The 15,543-nt window shown below is 37.9% G+C and carries 17 protein-coding genes and 1 riboswitch; of the genes, 6 read left to right on the forward strand and 11 right to left on the reverse strand.

What is annotated here, in order from left to right; genetic code table 11:
• Positions 1 to 73: 73 nt before the first annotated feature.
• On the reverse strand, positions 74 to 1,429 hold the full coding sequence (locus ACZ5R4_RS09775; protein ID WP_109984820.1) for a sensor histidine kinase: 1,356 nt from the start codon (positions 1,427 to 1,429) through the stop codon (positions 74 to 76).
• Positions 1,426 to 2,115, reverse strand: a complete 690-nt coding sequence (locus ACZ5R4_RS09780; protein WP_109984819.1) for a response regulator transcription factor — start codon at positions 2,113 to 2,115, stop codon at positions 1,426 to 1,428. The genes ACZ5R4_RS09775 and ACZ5R4_RS09780 overlap by 4 nt, the downstream gene beginning before the upstream one ends.
• 242 nt (positions 2,116 to 2,357) lie before the next feature.
• On the opposite strand from ACZ5R4_RS09780, the gene ACZ5R4_RS09785 reads away from it, so the two are divergent.
• Positions 2,358 to 3,614, forward strand: a complete 1,257-nt coding sequence (locus tag ACZ5R4_RS09785) for a S1C family serine protease (protein ID WP_464368418.1) — start codon at positions 2,358 to 2,360, stop codon at positions 3,612 to 3,614.
• 32 nt (positions 3,615 to 3,646) lie between these two features.
• On the opposite strand, the gene ACZ5R4_RS09790 is transcribed toward ACZ5R4_RS09785, so the two are convergent.
• Positions 3,647 to 3,991, reverse strand: a complete 345-nt coding sequence (locus ACZ5R4_RS09790) for a TraR/DksA C4-type zinc finger protein (protein WP_054861489.1) — start codon at positions 3,989 to 3,991, stop codon at positions 3,647 to 3,649.
• 97 nt (positions 3,992 to 4,088) lie between these two features.
• On the opposite strand from ACZ5R4_RS09790, the gene ACZ5R4_RS09795 reads away from it, so the two are divergent.
• From ACZ5R4_RS09795 to ACZ5R4_RS09810, 4 genes are all read left to right on the forward strand, one after another.
• Positions 4,089 to 4,970: an NAD(P)-dependent oxidoreductase gene (locus ACZ5R4_RS09795; protein WP_281269931.1), complete on the forward strand. Its 882-nt coding sequence runs from the start codon at positions 4,089 to 4,091 to the stop codon at positions 4,968 to 4,970.
• Positions 4,971 to 5,109: 139 nt separating this feature from the next.
• On the forward strand, positions 5,110 to 6,084 hold the full coding sequence (trhO, locus tag ACZ5R4_RS09800) for an oxygen-dependent tRNA uridine(34) hydroxylase TrhO (protein ID WP_109984816.1): 975 nt from the start codon (positions 5,110 to 5,112) through the stop codon (positions 6,082 to 6,084).
• Positions 6,085 to 6,181: 97 nt separating this feature from the next.
• The gene (locus ACZ5R4_RS09805) at positions 6,182 to 6,832 is read left to right on the forward strand and encodes a hypothetical protein (protein WP_464368419.1); all 651 of its coding nucleotides are present in this window, start codon (positions 6,182 to 6,184) and stop codon (positions 6,830 to 6,832) included.
• 48 nt (positions 6,833 to 6,880) lie between these two features.
• Positions 6,881 to 7,360, forward strand: coding sequence for a glutathione peroxidase (locus ACZ5R4_RS09810; RefSeq protein WP_054788202.1), 480 nt, complete (start codon positions 6,881 to 6,883; stop codon positions 7,358 to 7,360).
• 157 nt (positions 7,361 to 7,517) lie between these two features.
• On the opposite strand, the gene ACZ5R4_RS09815 is transcribed toward ACZ5R4_RS09810, so the two are convergent.
• From ACZ5R4_RS09815 to ACZ5R4_RS09850, 8 genes are all read right to left on the reverse strand, one after another.
• Positions 7,518 to 7,736 (reverse strand): hypothetical protein, encoded by a 219-nt coding sequence (locus ACZ5R4_RS09815; RefSeq protein ID WP_347836591.1) that lies wholly within the window; start codon positions 7,734 to 7,736, stop codon positions 7,518 to 7,520.
• Positions 7,737 to 7,789: 53 nt separating this feature from the next.
• A complete protein-coding gene (gene ribH, locus ACZ5R4_RS09820; RefSeq protein ID WP_464368420.1) occupies positions 7,790 to 8,257 on the reverse strand; it encodes a 6,7-dimethyl-8-ribityllumazine synthase in 468 nt (155 codons plus the stop codon).
• A 1-nt stretch (position 8,258) separates the two neighbouring features.
• Positions 8,259 to 9,479 carry a bifunctional 3,4-dihydroxy-2-butanone-4-phosphate synthase/GTP cyclohydrolase II gene (locus tag ACZ5R4_RS09825; RefSeq protein WP_277678187.1) on the reverse strand — a complete coding sequence of 407 codons (1,221 nt, stop codon included), beginning with the start codon at positions 9,477 to 9,479 and terminating at the stop codon, positions 8,259 to 8,261.
• A 10-nt stretch (positions 9,480 to 9,489) separates the two neighbouring features.
• On the reverse strand, positions 9,490 to 10,125 hold the full coding sequence (gene ribE, locus ACZ5R4_RS09830; protein ID WP_054788203.1) for a riboflavin synthase: 636 nt from the start codon (positions 10,123 to 10,125) through the stop codon (positions 9,490 to 9,492).
• Positions 10,125 to 11,213 (reverse strand): bifunctional diaminohydroxyphosphoribosylaminopyrimidine deaminase/5-amino-6-(5-phosphoribosylamino)uracil reductase RibD, encoded by a 1,089-nt coding sequence (gene ribD, locus ACZ5R4_RS09835; protein ID WP_464368421.1) that lies wholly within the window; start codon positions 11,211 to 11,213, stop codon positions 10,125 to 10,127. The genes ribE and ribD overlap by 1 nt, the downstream gene beginning before the upstream one ends.
• Positions 11,214 to 11,375: 162 nt before the next feature.
• Positions 11,376 to 11,527: riboswitch (FMN riboswitch) on the reverse strand.
• A gap of 580 nt (positions 11,528 to 12,107) precedes the next feature.
• Entirely contained in the window at positions 12,108 to 13,085 is a 978-nt protein-coding gene (locus ACZ5R4_RS09840) for a permease prefix domain 1-containing protein (protein WP_277678189.1), read from the reverse strand.
• A complete protein-coding gene (locus ACZ5R4_RS09845) occupies positions 13,085 to 13,417 on the reverse strand; it encodes a PadR family transcriptional regulator (protein ID WP_054861632.1) in 333 nt (110 codons plus the stop codon). Before ACZ5R4_RS09845 ends, ACZ5R4_RS09840 begins: the two co-directional genes overlap by 1 nt.
• Positions 13,418 to 13,657: 240 nt before the next feature.
• Positions 13,658 to 14,173, reverse strand: coding sequence for a GyrI-like domain-containing protein (locus ACZ5R4_RS09850; protein WP_347836736.1), 516 nt, complete (start codon positions 14,171 to 14,173; stop codon positions 13,658 to 13,660).
• Between the two features lie 65 nt (positions 14,174 to 14,238).
• On the opposite strand from ACZ5R4_RS09850, the gene ACZ5R4_RS09855 reads away from it, so the two are divergent.
• The gene (locus ACZ5R4_RS09855) at positions 14,239 to 15,165 is read left to right on the forward strand and encodes a helix-turn-helix transcriptional regulator (RefSeq protein WP_054861631.1); all 927 of its coding nucleotides are present in this window, start codon (positions 14,239 to 14,241) and stop codon (positions 15,163 to 15,165) included.
• The last annotated feature ends 378 nt before the right edge of the window (positions 15,166 to 15,543 follow it).

Genomic DNA, 15,543 nt, shown 5'->3' on the forward strand with positions numbered 1-15,543 from the left:
TCTCCTCTTAATGATGCGTTCAATAGTTTAACAACTTAATGATTATAACATAAAAGGAAGTAAATACTACAATTTAATCGGTATTTTTTTGAAAATTTACGAACCGAATTTGGAATACAGCTCCACCTTCCTCATGATTAGTTGCTCGAATACTTCCACCAGAGCGTTCTACAATTGCTCTAGCAATCGCTAAACCAAGCCCTGTTTCTCCATCTTCTCCTTTTACAAAGCGATGAAATAGTTTGGTTAACAGTTCCTCTTCAATACCCTCTCCGTCATCTCTTACTTCCATAATAACCTGTTTATTCTTAGCATAAACACTAACCTCTACTTTATGAGTCGCATGCCTAATTCCATTTGCTACAATATTCATTACTGCTTGCAGCATTTTATCATAATCAAAATAGACCATATATGGAACAGAATTCTTTAGTTCTATTGATATATTTTTTTCATTGGCAATCGGTACTGCTCGGGCCATGACTTGCTCAATGAATTCCTGTAAGTTAACTTGCTCTTCCTCATAAATATTGGCCTCACTATCGAGCTTTGCTAGCAATATAATTTCATTAATAATTTTTTTCAAACGGTTTATTTCTTCAATCATGACATTTAAACCGCGCTTTGCTTCCTCTCCTTCAAATATGCCGTCCTTAATCCCTTCAGCATATCCTTGGATGGTCATTAAAGGGGTTTTCAGCTCATGACTAGCATTCTGGAAAAAGTGTCGTTGTGTCTGTATAAAGCTATTCAATTCATTCGCCATATCTCTGAGGCTCTGCTCTACTTCTTTAATTTCTCCAGTTGCTTTGATTTCTTCCATCTCACTAAAATTTCTCTTTTCGATTTTCTTTAACTGATGCCTTAACTTTGTCAATGGTGTGACTAACTTCGTTGTTAAATAGTGACTAAGAAGCACAGCGACCGCGATTCCAATGAAAAAGATTAAGAGCAGCCTTTCCATTATAATTTGTCTAACTTCTTGTAGGTCATCCAATGGTGTTAATAATACCAAGTGCTGAGTAGATACAGCACCATAAAAGGGGATGATCGATACAACGTATTTTTCGTTACCGTTTTGCCATAATGGTTGTTCCGCCTTGTCCATATCATAGCGGTCCACCCATTTTTCAATCACTTGAAGATCTGCTATTGAAGTAAAAATGATTTGGTCTGAACCTTCGTCATACGCAAAAACCTGCAAGCTATATTTATCTAACATTTCTGCTAAACGCTGTACATTATACGTACTGTTTAAATCTTCATATAGTAAAAAATTTACGATTAATTCCCCTTTATCCTCTAATTGGCGTTGTTCATCCTGAATTAACATTTGAAGCATTTGAGAATAGAGGGTGATTCCCGTTACCGTCATGATGACAATTAAAAGAGTTGTAAATGCTATCGTTAATTGGTATTGAAGCTTCATGATTGCTCCTCATCAATATGCAATCGATAACCATAGCCCCAGACGGTTTCCACTGGTAGCCCTTCTAATTTTTTTCTAAGCCTTTTTACAAGATCATCCACGGCTCTATCACTGCCAAAATAATCCTCTCCCCAAACTAAGGAGAGCAGCTCTTCTCGTGCAAAAGCACGATTAGGCCTTTTAGCAAAGATTTCAAGCATATCAAATTCCTTTGTGGTTACATCTATTTCTTGATCCCTCCAGAACACCTGTCTTGCAGCTTGGTCCATCTTCAAATCATCGATCTCCACAGTATTCGTTTTTTTCTGAACCATAGGACTATTCTCTAAGCGTTTAAATAATCGCTTTACTCGAGCAACTAATTCCCTTGGACTAAATGGTTTCGTGAGATAATCATCACTTCCTAGCTCCAATCCAAGAATCTTATCAACCTCTTCATCTTTTGCTGAAATAATGATAATAGGTACTTCACTTCTTGCACGAATTTTCTTACATAATTCATAACCATCCATCCCTGGTAGCATAATATCCAATATCCACATGTTAGGCTGTTGCTTTTTTGCATTTTCCCATGCGTCCTCTGCTGTTTCCATCATGGTTACTTGATAGCCTTCTTTTATTAAATACGCTTTTACGATATCCCGAATATTAGGATCATCCTCCACGATATATATATGCTGGTTCAAGATGCAACCACCTTTCTAATAACAGATTAATTTTTTGGTTTTGGGGTATAAAGTACATAGAGCCCCTATAAAGGAATATATCATTAACTTATTTTCGCACATTCTCTAAAAAAAATTAAGTGACGGTTTTCTGCTATTCTTACACAGATTTTCTACATTTGTCACATGATTGTTCCGTAACTCTCTTTTATAATAAGGTTACAATCCAAAAATAATCAACTGAACAGAAAGGTGGGAACACAATGGATGAAAACGAAAAGCAAGAAATAAATGAAGTAAAAACCGAAAATAGCAATCATAAATCGAAGGATAAAAATTTTGGCGGCATGCTACTCAGTGGTATTGCAGGGGGATTAATTGTTGCCCTTTTTAGTGGTGGTATCTTCCTATCTATACTAAATGATGAGGATAACCAAGCACAATCTGCACAAACAGAACAAGATATAAGTGAAGAAACACAACAGGAAACGAACGAGAATAAAGAATCTGTTCCAACATCCAATGTATCAAATGAAAACATCGACTCCTTGAGTGAAGCAATTAATCGAGTATCAGATGCTGTCGTAGGGGTATCTAATATACAACAAACGAGTTTGTGGGAAGAAACGGATGCAGCTGGTACTGGTTCTGGAGTAGTCTATAAAAAAGAAGGAGAATATGCATACGTCGTTACCAATAATCATGTTGTCGAAGGAGCTCAAGAAGTAGAGGTTATTCTTACTAATGGGGAGAAGGTTCCAGCAGATGTTCTTGGTAAAGACTCTCTAACAGATTTGGCGGTACTACGAATATCCAGTGAGCAAGTAGAAACTGTTGCCCCACTCGGCTCATCAGGAGAACTAACAGTTGGGGAAACAGCTATTGCAATCGGTAACCCATTAGGAACAGAATTCGCGGGCTCTGTAACAAGGGGTATCATTAGTGGACTAGAACGTGCCGTTGATGTTGACTTAAACCAGGATGGTTCTCCAGATTGGACAACTCAGGTTATTCAAACAGATGCTGCCATCAATCCAGGAAACAGTGGTGGTGCTTTGATTAATTCCGATGGTGAAGTAATTGGTATTAATTCAATGAAAATCGCCTTAGATGCTGTGGAAGGGATTGGATTTGCGATCCCAATTGATGATGCTAAGCCAGTAATCGAGCAATTAGAAACAGATGGAGAGGTTACTCGCCCATTCATCGGTATTAGTGCCGTTGATTTAAATACCGTGCCAGAACAACATAAACAGGGAACATTGAATTTAGATGAAGATGTCGAAAATGGAGTAGTCTTAGCAAAGGTTCAAGTTGGATCGCCAGCAGAAGAAGCAGGCTTACAAAAATATGATGTCATTACGAAAATTAATGATAAAGAAATTACGTCCATGCTTGAATTAAAAACCTATTTGTATAACAATACAAACATTGGTGATGAAATCAACATAACGTACTATCGTGATGGTAAAAAGGATACGACTACACTGAAGCTAGCCGAACAAGAAGAGCAACAGTAATCAAAGAACAATCCGAGCAGTGCTCGGATTTTTTATTTTCCATGCTCAAAGCAATAACGAGTAGTTGGTGCTGCAAGAAGTCTTTCTTCCTTGATCTTTCTCCCGCATTCCTGACAAAGGTCATATGTCCCGTCTTTCATAGCTTGTAGCGCTTGGTCAATTTCCTCTAATTCTTGCTTCTTCCGTTCATTTAACGTAATTTCTTTTTCTCTTTCAAACAATTCTGTTCCCATATCTGCTGGATGGTTGTCGAAGGTGGACAATTCTCCAACAGTATCCTCTAATGATTGCTCGAGGCCATCATCTTTATTTTCAAGTAGCTCCTTCTTCCTTTTTTCCAGCATGCTTTTACATTCCTTCCAAATATCTTGTGTCATGATTTATCTCCTCCTATTGCATATATTCCACTTTCGCTATCATAAAAAACATTATTGTAGCGGCCATCCCACCATGATAAAGTAGAAGAAAAAGGAGATGGAATGCTCAATGAACAAAACGATTGGTTTTATTGGTATTGGTGTGATGGGAAAAAGTATGGCGAGGAATTTAATGCAGGAAGGCTACCATGTACAGATTTTCACAAGAACAAAAGAAAAAGCCAGTGATCTAGTAGAACAAGGAGCGATCTGGAAGAACAGTGTAACAGCATTATCTACATCATCAGATATCATTATTTCCATTGTTGGCTACCCTTCTGATGTAGAAGAAATTTACTTCGGAGAAAATGGGATTATCCAAAATGCAAGCACCGACACCTATATAATTGATATGACAACTTCTAATCCAAAGCTTGCCAAAAGGATTGCGGAAGCTGCAGAGGAAAAAGGGTTACACGCTCTAGATGCACCTGTCTCTGGTGGTGATATCGGCGCAAGGAATGGCTCACTAGCGATTATGGTAGGTGGGAAACAGAAAGACTTTGATGCCATGCTACCTATTTTTGAAATAATGGGAGAAAACATTGTTCTTCAAGGTCCAGCAGGTGCTGGCCAGCATACGAAAATGGCTAATCAAATCACAATTGCTTCCAACATGATTGGTGTAACAGAAGCGATAATGTACGCGAAAAAAGCTGGACTAGATCCTACTCGAGTATTAGAAAGTATTTCAACAGGGGCAGCAGGGAGCTGGTCGTTATCCAACCTAGCACCTCGAATGATTAACGGGGATGATCAACCAGGATTTTACATCAAGCATTTTATTAAAGATATGAAAATTGCGCTTGAGTCTGCTAAGGAAATGGATTTAACCACTCCAGGACTTGAATTATCGTTAAAGCTGTATACAGAGCTAGAGCAAGCTGGAGAAGGCGACAAAGGAACGCAAGCATTGATGAAGTGGTTTGAGCAAGGATAATGTGGAGTATGACTCCTCCTACTAGCATTGTGAAGAGAGAAAAAACATGATAGAATAAAGTGTTGCAAGATAATAAAAGTATAAACCAACCTAAACACATTTATATCTTGCAAATATGAATTGATAGGTGGTAGAAAGAATGGAAAAAAAGGAAAAGTACCAAGTATTATTGTACTATCACTATGTAGATTTGGAGGATCCAGAAGGCTATGCAAATGAGCACTTAAAGTTCTGTAAAGAATTAGGACTTAAAGGCCGTATTCTCATTGCACATGAAGGTATTAATGGAACAGTTTCCGGTACCGTCGAGCAAACGAATACGTATATGGAGACAATGCATAATGATCCTCGATTTAAGGACATGGTGTTTAAAGTAGATGAAGCAGATGGACATGCCTTCAAAAAAATGCACGTTAGACCTCGCCCAGAGTTAGTTACCCTACGTCTTGAAGAGGATATTAATCCAAGAGAGACAACTGGAAAATATTTGTCACCACAAGAATTTTATGAAGCTATGCGTGATGAGAATACAGTAGTCTTAGATGCTCGTAACGATTATGAATATGAGCTAGGTCATTTCCGTGGAGCGATTAGACCTGATATCGAAACATTTCGAGAGCTTCCTAAATGGGTGGAGGAAAACAAAGATAAATTAGAAGGTAAAAAGGTTCTAACCTATTGTACTGGTGGAATCCGTTGTGAAAAGTTCTCTGGTTGGCTTGTAAAACAAGGATTTGAGGATGTCGGACAATTACATGGCGGTATCGTAACGTATGGTAAAGATCCAGAAGTTCAAGGGGAGCTTTGGGATGGACAGCTTTACGTATTTGATGAACGTATTTCTGTACCAGTAAATCGCAAAGAACATGTCGTTGTTGGAAAGGATTATTTTGACGGGGAACCTTGTGAACGCTATGTGAATTGCGCAAATCCCGAATGTAATCGACAAATGCTATGCTCAGAAGAAAATGAACACAAATATATGCGCGGCTGTTCTCATGAATGCCGTACCCATCCTCGTAATTTATATATCGCGGAACATAACCTAACAGAGGAAGAAATCCAAGCACGCCTTGATCGTATTGCCGAAGAAGATGGGGTTACACAAGAATAATAGTCTGAAAGATGTTTCCTTTTTAATGAAAGGAAGCATCTTTTTTCTTATTTGGTTATAATAATGACAGTAACGAAATAAGAAAAGTGGTGATATGATGGATCTCTATTTATATGCATTACTAACGTTTTTTTATGTAGTGTTATGGATTGTTGTGATACGTCAAGCGCAATGGATTGGATGGGGATCGCTGCTAAATGTTATTCTTCTAGTTATTGTTGGTTTAATCTATGACAATGGAATACTAACAGTAGGGCGTTTCATTGGAGAAAGTAGTTGGTTGGAGAAATGGAATGAATTAAGATATTGGCTCCATGCATTCTTTACACCATTTCTTGTGTTATATTCATATGCCGTTTTAAAAAGGATAAACGTTCATTTTGCTCAACATTCCCTTGCCAAATTAGCGACTTTTCTGATCACAGCTTGTTTAATTTTAGCGGAAATAATTGGTATACTAACGATTGATTTAGAGCCAGTATGGGAATATGGCATTCTCAGTTATCAAGAGACAGAGGATCGATTGCCGATTATGGTTATTGCAATTAGTATCATCCTACTTTTAACCTCTATTATTGTTTGGCGAAAAACTGGATTCTATCTTTTCTTTGTTGGTTGCTTGATTATTAGTGTTACCAGCATTGTTCAATTACCTATCCCCACAAAGGCAATGACGAATATAGGTGAAGCAATATTGCTACTTTCTCTCGTTTTAACGAATTACTATCTGTTTAGAACTTCTGATTAAACAATTTTTGCTTCCTTATGCTAATCTTATAGTAAGGAGGCTTTTTTTATGTCTATATATGATTTCAAGGTTGAAACAGTAAAGGGAAAAGAAAAGGAATTAGCTGAGTTTCAAGCGAAGGCAGTACTTATCGTCAATACAGCAAGTAAGTGTGGCTTCACCCCTCAGTTCGATGGTCTAGAAAAGCTATATCAGAAGTATAAGGAAGAAGGATTAGAGATACTAGGCTTTCCTTGCAATCAATTCATGAATCAAGAGCCTGGTTCGAGTGAAGAGGCAGAGGAATTCTGTCGATTAAACTTTGGAGTTTCCTTCCCGATGTTTGCCAAAATTAATGTTCGCGGCAAAGATGCACATCCATTATATAAGTATTTAACGAAAGAGGCTCCAGGCATCGTGTCTGACCAAATCAAATGGAATTTCACAAAATTTCTCATCGATCAAGATGGCAATGTAGTAAAACGATATGCTCCAAAAACAGAACCAGAGAAGATAGAAGATGATATTAAAACATTACTTAATAAGTGAGTTGTATGAGTTTTTGTCAAAGGGGAATTGGTGATTCCTCTTTGGCGCTGTAAATTTCATATCGAAAGTGAAAGCAGATGTAAAGTGATTGGGGTGAACCAATTATATATTGGACAGATATGGGTTCGTCACCATTTATTCTGTCCTTTATCTGATTTTATTGGACACTTCTAGATGCAGCACCACGCATTTTGTTCGATATCCGATTATATTCGACACCTCTAGACGCAGCACCATGCATTTTGTCCGATATCCGATTATATTCGACACCTCTAGATGCAGCACCACGCATTTTGTCTGATATCCGATTATATTCGACACCTCTAGATGCGATACCTCCCATTTTCTCCGATATCCAAAATGTGCGTTTTTTCAAACGTATAAAAAAGTGTGACGAGATTGATTTATCCGCCACACTGCCATTGTGCTCTATTCAATATCTTTCAACAGATTAGCCATTTCAATTGCTGATATCGCTGCCTCTGCCCCTTTGTTTCCTGCTTTTGTTCCTGCACGTTCGATTGCTTGCTCGATGGTGTCAGTAGTTAGAACACCAAAAATGACTGGGATTCCTGCATCCATAGAAACACTTGCTACCCCTTTTGACACTTCATTGCTCACATAATCAAAGTGTGGCGTAGAGCCCCGAATAACCGTTCCTAATGTAACTACGGCATCATATTTACCCGTTTCTACCATTTTTTTCGCGACAAGCGGAATCTCAAATGCTCCTGGAACCCAAGCTACTTCTACATCTTCTTCACCAACACCGTGTCTTCTAAATGCATCTTCTGCACCACTTAGCAGTTTCCCGGTAATAAATTCATTAAATCTTCCTACAACGATACCAACCTTTAAACCTGTACCAACTAAATTACCTTCATATATTTTCCCCATGTTAAATTCCTCCCCCATCTCGGTTACTTTCAATGTGTAATAAATGATCAAGCTTTTCTACTTTCGTTTGTAAATATTTTTCATTATTCTTATTAGCGGGTATTTCAATCGCTTTTCGTGCTACTAATTCTAAACCATATTCCTTCATGCTTGAAAGCTTGCGAGGATTATTTGTTAATAAATGAATTTTCCCGACACCTAAATCTCTTAAAATTTGAACACTTATGGCATAATCGCGAAGATCATCTGGAAAGCCTAGCTGATGGTTTGCTTCCACTGTATCGTAGCCTTCCTCTTGAAGCTTGTATGCCTTCATTTTATTAATTAACCCAATGCCTCGGCCCTCTTGGCGCATATACACTAACACACCGCGTCCTGCTTTTTCGATTTCTTCTAACGCTTTTTTAAGCTGTGGGCCACAGTCACATCGCTGCGAACCAAATGCATCACCTGTTAAACATTCAGAGTGGACACGGACAAGGGTTGGCTCATCAGGTGTTAATTCCCCTTTATATAAGGCGACATGCTCCTTACCAGTATATTTTTCTGTATAAGCAACAAGCTTAAATTCACCATAAGCTGTTGGCATATTTACTTCTGTTTCTTTCGTGATTAATTTATCATATCTCTTTCGGTATTGAATCAACTCTTGAATGGAGACCATTGGCATACTGTGGATTTCAGCAATTTTTTCTAAATCATCCTGTCTAGCCATAGTGCCATCTTCATTCATAATTTCGCAAATAACTGCAACCGGTTTTGAATTGGATAAACGGGCTAAGTCAATGGCTGCCTCGGTATGTCCAGATCGTTCCAAAACTCCTGCATTTTTTGCAATTAAAGGAAATACATGCCCTGGACGTTTGAAGTCATAAGCAGTCGTTGTTTCATCGACTAACTTTTCAATCGTTAACGATCTTTCATGAGCGCTAATCCCTGTATGAGTGGTATGATAATCAATGCTCACTGTAAAATTGGTGCCATGATCATCTGTATTACGTGCTACCATTGCACCTAATTGGAAACGATCGGCATAATTTTGGGACATAGGTGTGCAAATCAATCCACGTCCTTCTTTTGCCATAAAATTAATAATTTCAGGTGTTACTTTTTCCGCTAGTGCAACAAAATCTCCTTCATTCTCACGGTCTTCATCATCTACAACGATCACAATTTCACCTTTTTTTAATGCTTCTATTGCTTCATCTACTGAATGTTTCATTATTGGCCCCCTAAAAACCCAATTGCGTCAATTTCTCTTCTGTTATTCCTTGTGGCTGTTGATGGGAGGAACGAAGTAATCGCTCCATATATTTTGCTAACATATCATATTCCACATTCACGATATCCCCTTGTTTTTTATCACCTAGAATGGTCGCTGCTTGTGTTTCTGGAATTAAGGAGATAGTGAACCCATTATCGTCTACTCCAAATACAGTTAATGAAGTGCCGTCTACGGCTACTGATCCCTTTAGAGTCACATAATGTGTTTCCGGGACAGTGATGTAATAATATTTTGCATTATCTTCGATCCAAGTTCGTTCGATTGTACCAACTGCATCGACATGTCCTGACACAAAGTGACCACCAAATCTTCCGTTTGCATGCATGGCGCGCTCTAAATTAACCATGGACTGTGCTTTTAGTGTGGATAAAGAGGAGCTACGAAATGTTTCAGGTATGACGTCTACTGTAAACCACTCCTTAGTGAAGTTAGTCACGGTTAAGCAAACACCATTTACGGAAATACTATCGCCAATCGCCACATCCTCTGTCACTTTTTCGCCTTGAATCTTCAGTTGTAATGCTTGATTGGATTGTTTAATCATTTCAATTTTACCCTTTTCTTCGACAATACCAGTAAACATTAGAATCCCCCTTTTGGTTTTGCAATAATCTTCAGATCTGGTCCCAGCTTCTCAAAATCAATGAAAGTTAATTCCTTTGCATCTTCCATCCAGTGTGGCGAATTCCCTGCTATAACAGATCTAGCATCCTGGCCACCTAAAAGCTTTGGTGCAATATACCAATGACATTCATCTACGAGGTTCTCCTGTAGAAAGGCTTGATGGATGGTTCCGCCACCTTCGACATATAATGATTGAATTTTATTTTGTGCTAATTCGTTCATGACATCTTCTAATTGAATATCTTCTGTTTTTAACTGAACCACCTTGATGTGAGGATGTTTTTCTTGAAAAGTAATCGGATCTGCTTCATTTCCGCAAAAAACCCAGGTAGTTGCTTCTTTATCATAGATCGCAAATTCCTCTTGCAATGATAGCTTAGTATCAAGGATAATCCGAATTGGATTTTTTCCACCTTGAGGTAAGCGAGTTGTCAGGCTTGGATTATCAGCCCCGACCGTTCCCTTGCCAACTAATATCGCATCATGCTTATGTCTTTCCTTATGCACATCTAGTCTAGCTTCGGCTGATGTGATCCATTTACTATCCCCTGTCACTGTCGCTGTCTTCCCATCCAATGTCATCGCTGCTTTTAAGGTGATAAATGGTCGTTTTTTATTCATAAAATAAAAGAAGTGCTTATTCAATTGGAGCGCTCTTTCTTCATATAATCCTACTTCCACTTCGATTCCTGCTGCTTCAAGAATTGCTACCCCTTTTCCAGCTACCTTTGGGTTTGGATCAACCGATGCGATATAAGCCTTTTTAATTCCCTTCTCTACTAGCAATTCCGCACATGGAGGAGTTTTGCCATAATGGGCACAAGGCTCTAACGTTACATAGATATCAGCACCTTTTGCCTTTTCACCAGCCTGTGCGATAGCATGGACCTCTGCATGCGGTTCTCCTGCCTTTAAATGTGTACCAACCCCAAGCAGTACACCATCCTTGACGACAACCGCTCCAACAGACGGATTTGGACTAGTTTGACCAGTAGTAGCTTCGGCCATCGTTAAAGCGAGCTCCATCCATTCTTCCTTTGTTCTCACTTCATCACCTTCTATATTAAAATAAGAAAAGCCCTAGGATAATGACCCTAGGGCTGGATAGTCTTTCATTCATAGCAAAGAAGCCTTGAATTAATCAAGAAATTTTCGACAGAATCAGCAATAAACAATGCTTATTCCATAGAAAAAATAACCACTTCTCCACCATTCCTTTTCCCATCCAGACTTTCACTGTCGGCTTTGGAATTTCACCAAATCCACCTTCACATTTAATGAAAAATGATCCGGGTCACGGACTAAAAGCTCCTTAGCTTATCACCGTCGGTCGGGAATTACACCCTGCCCCAAAGGAATACATGCGTTTATTTAGTTAGTGTTTTTATTATATAGAATCTTGAAATGATTTGCAAAAAATTAGCTTATACATGGTCATTTGTGCGAGCATTTTAATCGCTTGTTACTACCGTTTTGAGCGGGATCACCGGTATTTTGGGCTTTATCCGTTTGATAAGTACCATTTTGAGGCGCTGACTCTGGCATTTTGGTACTTATTCTCATTTTAAGTACCATTTCGAGCGGGATCTCTGGCATTTTGGCATTTATCCTTGTTATAAGTGCCATTTTGAGGCGCTGACTCTGGCATTTTGGTACTTATTCTCATTTTAAGTACCATTTCGAGCGGGATCTCTGGCATTTTGGCATTTATCCTTGTTATAAGTGCCATTTTGAGGCGCTGACTCTGGCATTTTGGTACTTATTCTCATTTTAAGTACCATTTCGAGCGGGATCTCTGGCATTTTGGCATTTATCCTTGTTATAAGTGCCATTTTGAGATGCTGACTCTGGCATTTTGGTACTTATCCTCATTATTACTGCCATTTTAATAGAGATCGCCAGCATTTTAGAACTTATCGTGCTATGGATGCCAGTTCCTTTTCATTCATTTTTTGTTAGAATGGAATAAGCTGCATTGAACATTCCGATAAAAATACCAGCAATCGCAAATACGAGCCAATTTATATGCCATTGATTGTAGAGGAAACCACTTATTAGGAAGATGATAGTAGCTAATGACCAAATGATTACAGCTACTGCTCCTGTTATTCTGTCTCGCTTCTCATTCTTTTTAGACTTGGAGGCTACCCCTTCCTTTAACAGATTTTTATATGCGTCCATCTCCGTAGTGAAAAAAATTAATAGGAATATTCCTATAGCTACTATCCATAATAGTCCAACAACACCAAAATGAGTGAATTGCTCGTTTATTGCTAGAGTGGTGAAAAGGACAACTGGTGAAAGAATAATAAGGGCAATCCCACAAATTAGGGCTGCAAGATACTTTGGTTGATGAGCTTCTTTACGGGTTTGAATACTATTTTTCTGTTCAAACGATAATTGAAAGGCATGCTCTGTATGAATATAATCATATTTTTCAATCTTCATGCCATTATAAATGAACAAACCAACAGCAATGGCAACAAATACAATTAAACAAATAACTCCAATAATATTAGCTGTTTTTACTGGAATTTCATTTAAAAAACCATTGTTTTGTAATCCTGCTATAAACACAAACATCGCAGCACTTATTATACACAAACCGACACCTATACCAATCCAAATGCTTGTTTTTTTACTCACATGTAAATATTCTTCTATTTCTTCATCCATTAAAAAAGGCTCATTAGCTCTATCATCATCTAAATCAATACCAAATTCGTCCATAATTTCTTCCATGTTTCCAAACTCTGCAATCACTACACCGATTGCTTCATTTTCTGATTTTCCAGCTCGTTTTAATTCTTGATATTTATCCTCCATATGCACTAGCAAATCATCTTTTAATTGCTGCATCTGTTTAGATTTTGGCATTGAAGCAAACATGTTTTCTAAATAATTCATAATGGTGTCCATTATCGAAACTCCTCCTTAATAAATCGATTCATCACTTCTTTTGTTAGCTCCCATTCGCGACATTTCTCTTTATAAAAAAGCAACCCTGCTTCTGTCATTCTATAGTACGTTCTTTTTTTGCCAAAGGTTTGTTGTTTATGAAAGGCTTCGATATATCCATTTTTCATAAGTCGATTAAATGCCGAATATAGGGTTGTTTCTTTGATAACGTACTTTTCCTCTGATATTTCTTTAATTTTCTTGGAAATTTCATATCCATATGATTCTTGCTCTAATAAGAGAGAAAGAATGATGGTGTCATTATAGCCACGAATTACATCACTACTAATCAAAAGCTGATCCTCCCTTCTACTATGTCAGCGATTGATTTTACTACGACTGCCGTACTTTATCTGTCGTAGTAATTTTATTTTATCATGATTACTACGACAGGTAAAGTAAAATTTGCAATCAAAAGGAGGGGGCTACAGATGGGATTGTCTATATAGACGAGAGTCTGCCTTGCACTGAGAGCAAAAAATCGTATAAAAAATAGCAGGAGATAGCTTATACTATCCCCTGCTAAAACAATGTTACTCAATAGGTATCCATACTTCCACTTCAGCATCTGCTGGATTTCCATTTAATAGCACTTCGGCAATTGGCTTCCCATTATAGGTATACTCAAAGTCATTAGTAAGAATTTGATTAAATGCTTGATTCTCTAGCTTATCAAAGGCTAAACGGGATAAGCCACCCTCATCACTAAGCACGAGGTACTTACCTCCCGAAAATAGCACTTCCTCTGTTCCTGCTACTCCCTTTTGAGTAGTTCGTACACCCGCGTAGTAATAGGCAGTTTTTTTATCTGTTGTGACGACCCCATACCCGTATTTACTCTCCGAAAGAGGTTGTAATAGTGCCATCTTTCCATCATGAATGATTCCCTTGAAAAATTCGGTTTTCTGGCTAGAAAATTCTTCTGCATGGATATTTACCGAACCTTCCAATTTTGTTTTGAAACCTATGAACCGAAATGCGTCTTTTTCTAAAATCTTGTAATTACTTATTGAAATTACCTCCCTGTATTTCTTTATTTTTGAGTACAAGTTTATTTTACAATGTCAATTATGACACCTGTATGTCATAATGATAGTTAAAGGGAGAGATTACTATGAAAATTGATCGACTTGTTGCCATTATCATGCTGCTGTTGGATCGAGAAGTAGTAACTACTAGCGAATTGGCTGAAAGATTAGAGGTTAGCCGAAGAACAATATTTAGGGATGTTGATACCTTAACTATGGCTGGGCTACCAATTTTCACTACTAGAGGGTCGGATGGTGGAGTAAGCTTAATGAAGTCCTATAAAGTAGACAAAAAGTTATTCACTCCAAAAGATGTTCGAAGCTTAATAACAAGTTTAGAGAGCTATAATCAATTACTGGAAAAAAATGAAATAGCAAATACGTTAGCAAAAGTACAAAGTATGGAAAGTGAAACAGATTTAATACAGCAGTGGAAAAACGATGGACATTTCTCGGTTGATCTTACCTTGAATCAGGGTAATCGATTCCTTCGAGATCGCTTGAAGTTAATCGAAACTGCTATGGAGGATCATCGATATTTGGTGTTCCAATATATCGATAAAAATGGTGAGGATACTTCTCGCAAAGTAGAGCCTTACAAAGTCATTTTTAAAGAAAGTAGTTGGTATTTACAAGCCTTCTGCGTTAAAAGAAAGGATTATCGCACATTTAAGATAGCTAGAATGAACGATGTAAGTATGTCTGTAGAATCCTTCTCACCTAAGGAATTTGTTTCCCTACCTATGGATGGATCTAACTGGATGACAAAAGAAACCGTTCCAGTGATTATAAAAATTGATAAATCTATCAAAGACAAGATCATTGAACGATTTGGAGAAGATTATGTTATATCTCAACATAAGAATGGTTATATTGCAAAGTATCCCATAGTTGATAATGAACACGGATACAATGCTCTCCTACAGTTTGGGGATAAATGTGAAATTATCGAGCCTCAAAGTATCAGAAATAATTTCAAAAAATATTTGGCTCAAATAATGGAAAAATACTAGGGTTAATAGTATAGAGAGAAAAATGGCAATAGATTTCTGCACTGTAACCGCTCTGTCAAAATACTCCGCATTCCGTGGGCACGGCTTCAGCTAACTTTGCAAAGTGGATCTTCAGCTCGTGCTGTTCCCACAGGAGTCTCCGTATTTTGACTACGCTCAATCAGAAGATTGTTCGGATTCTCATTCACCCTATTTAATTATGTCCCAGCCACTATTTAACTACATCTATTGAATTCATCTAAAAAAGGAGAATTAAAGTCGTTTGAATAAAAGAGTTAGCTAAATAAAAAGCTGAGTGAGTAAGATGGTAACCAACGAAAGTTAGATTTTTCACTGGGTCAGTACCTACGCCTTTCTTACCTACACAGTTTGTTACAA

Source organism: Gracilibacillus sp. JCM 18860 (assembly GCF_055395245.1).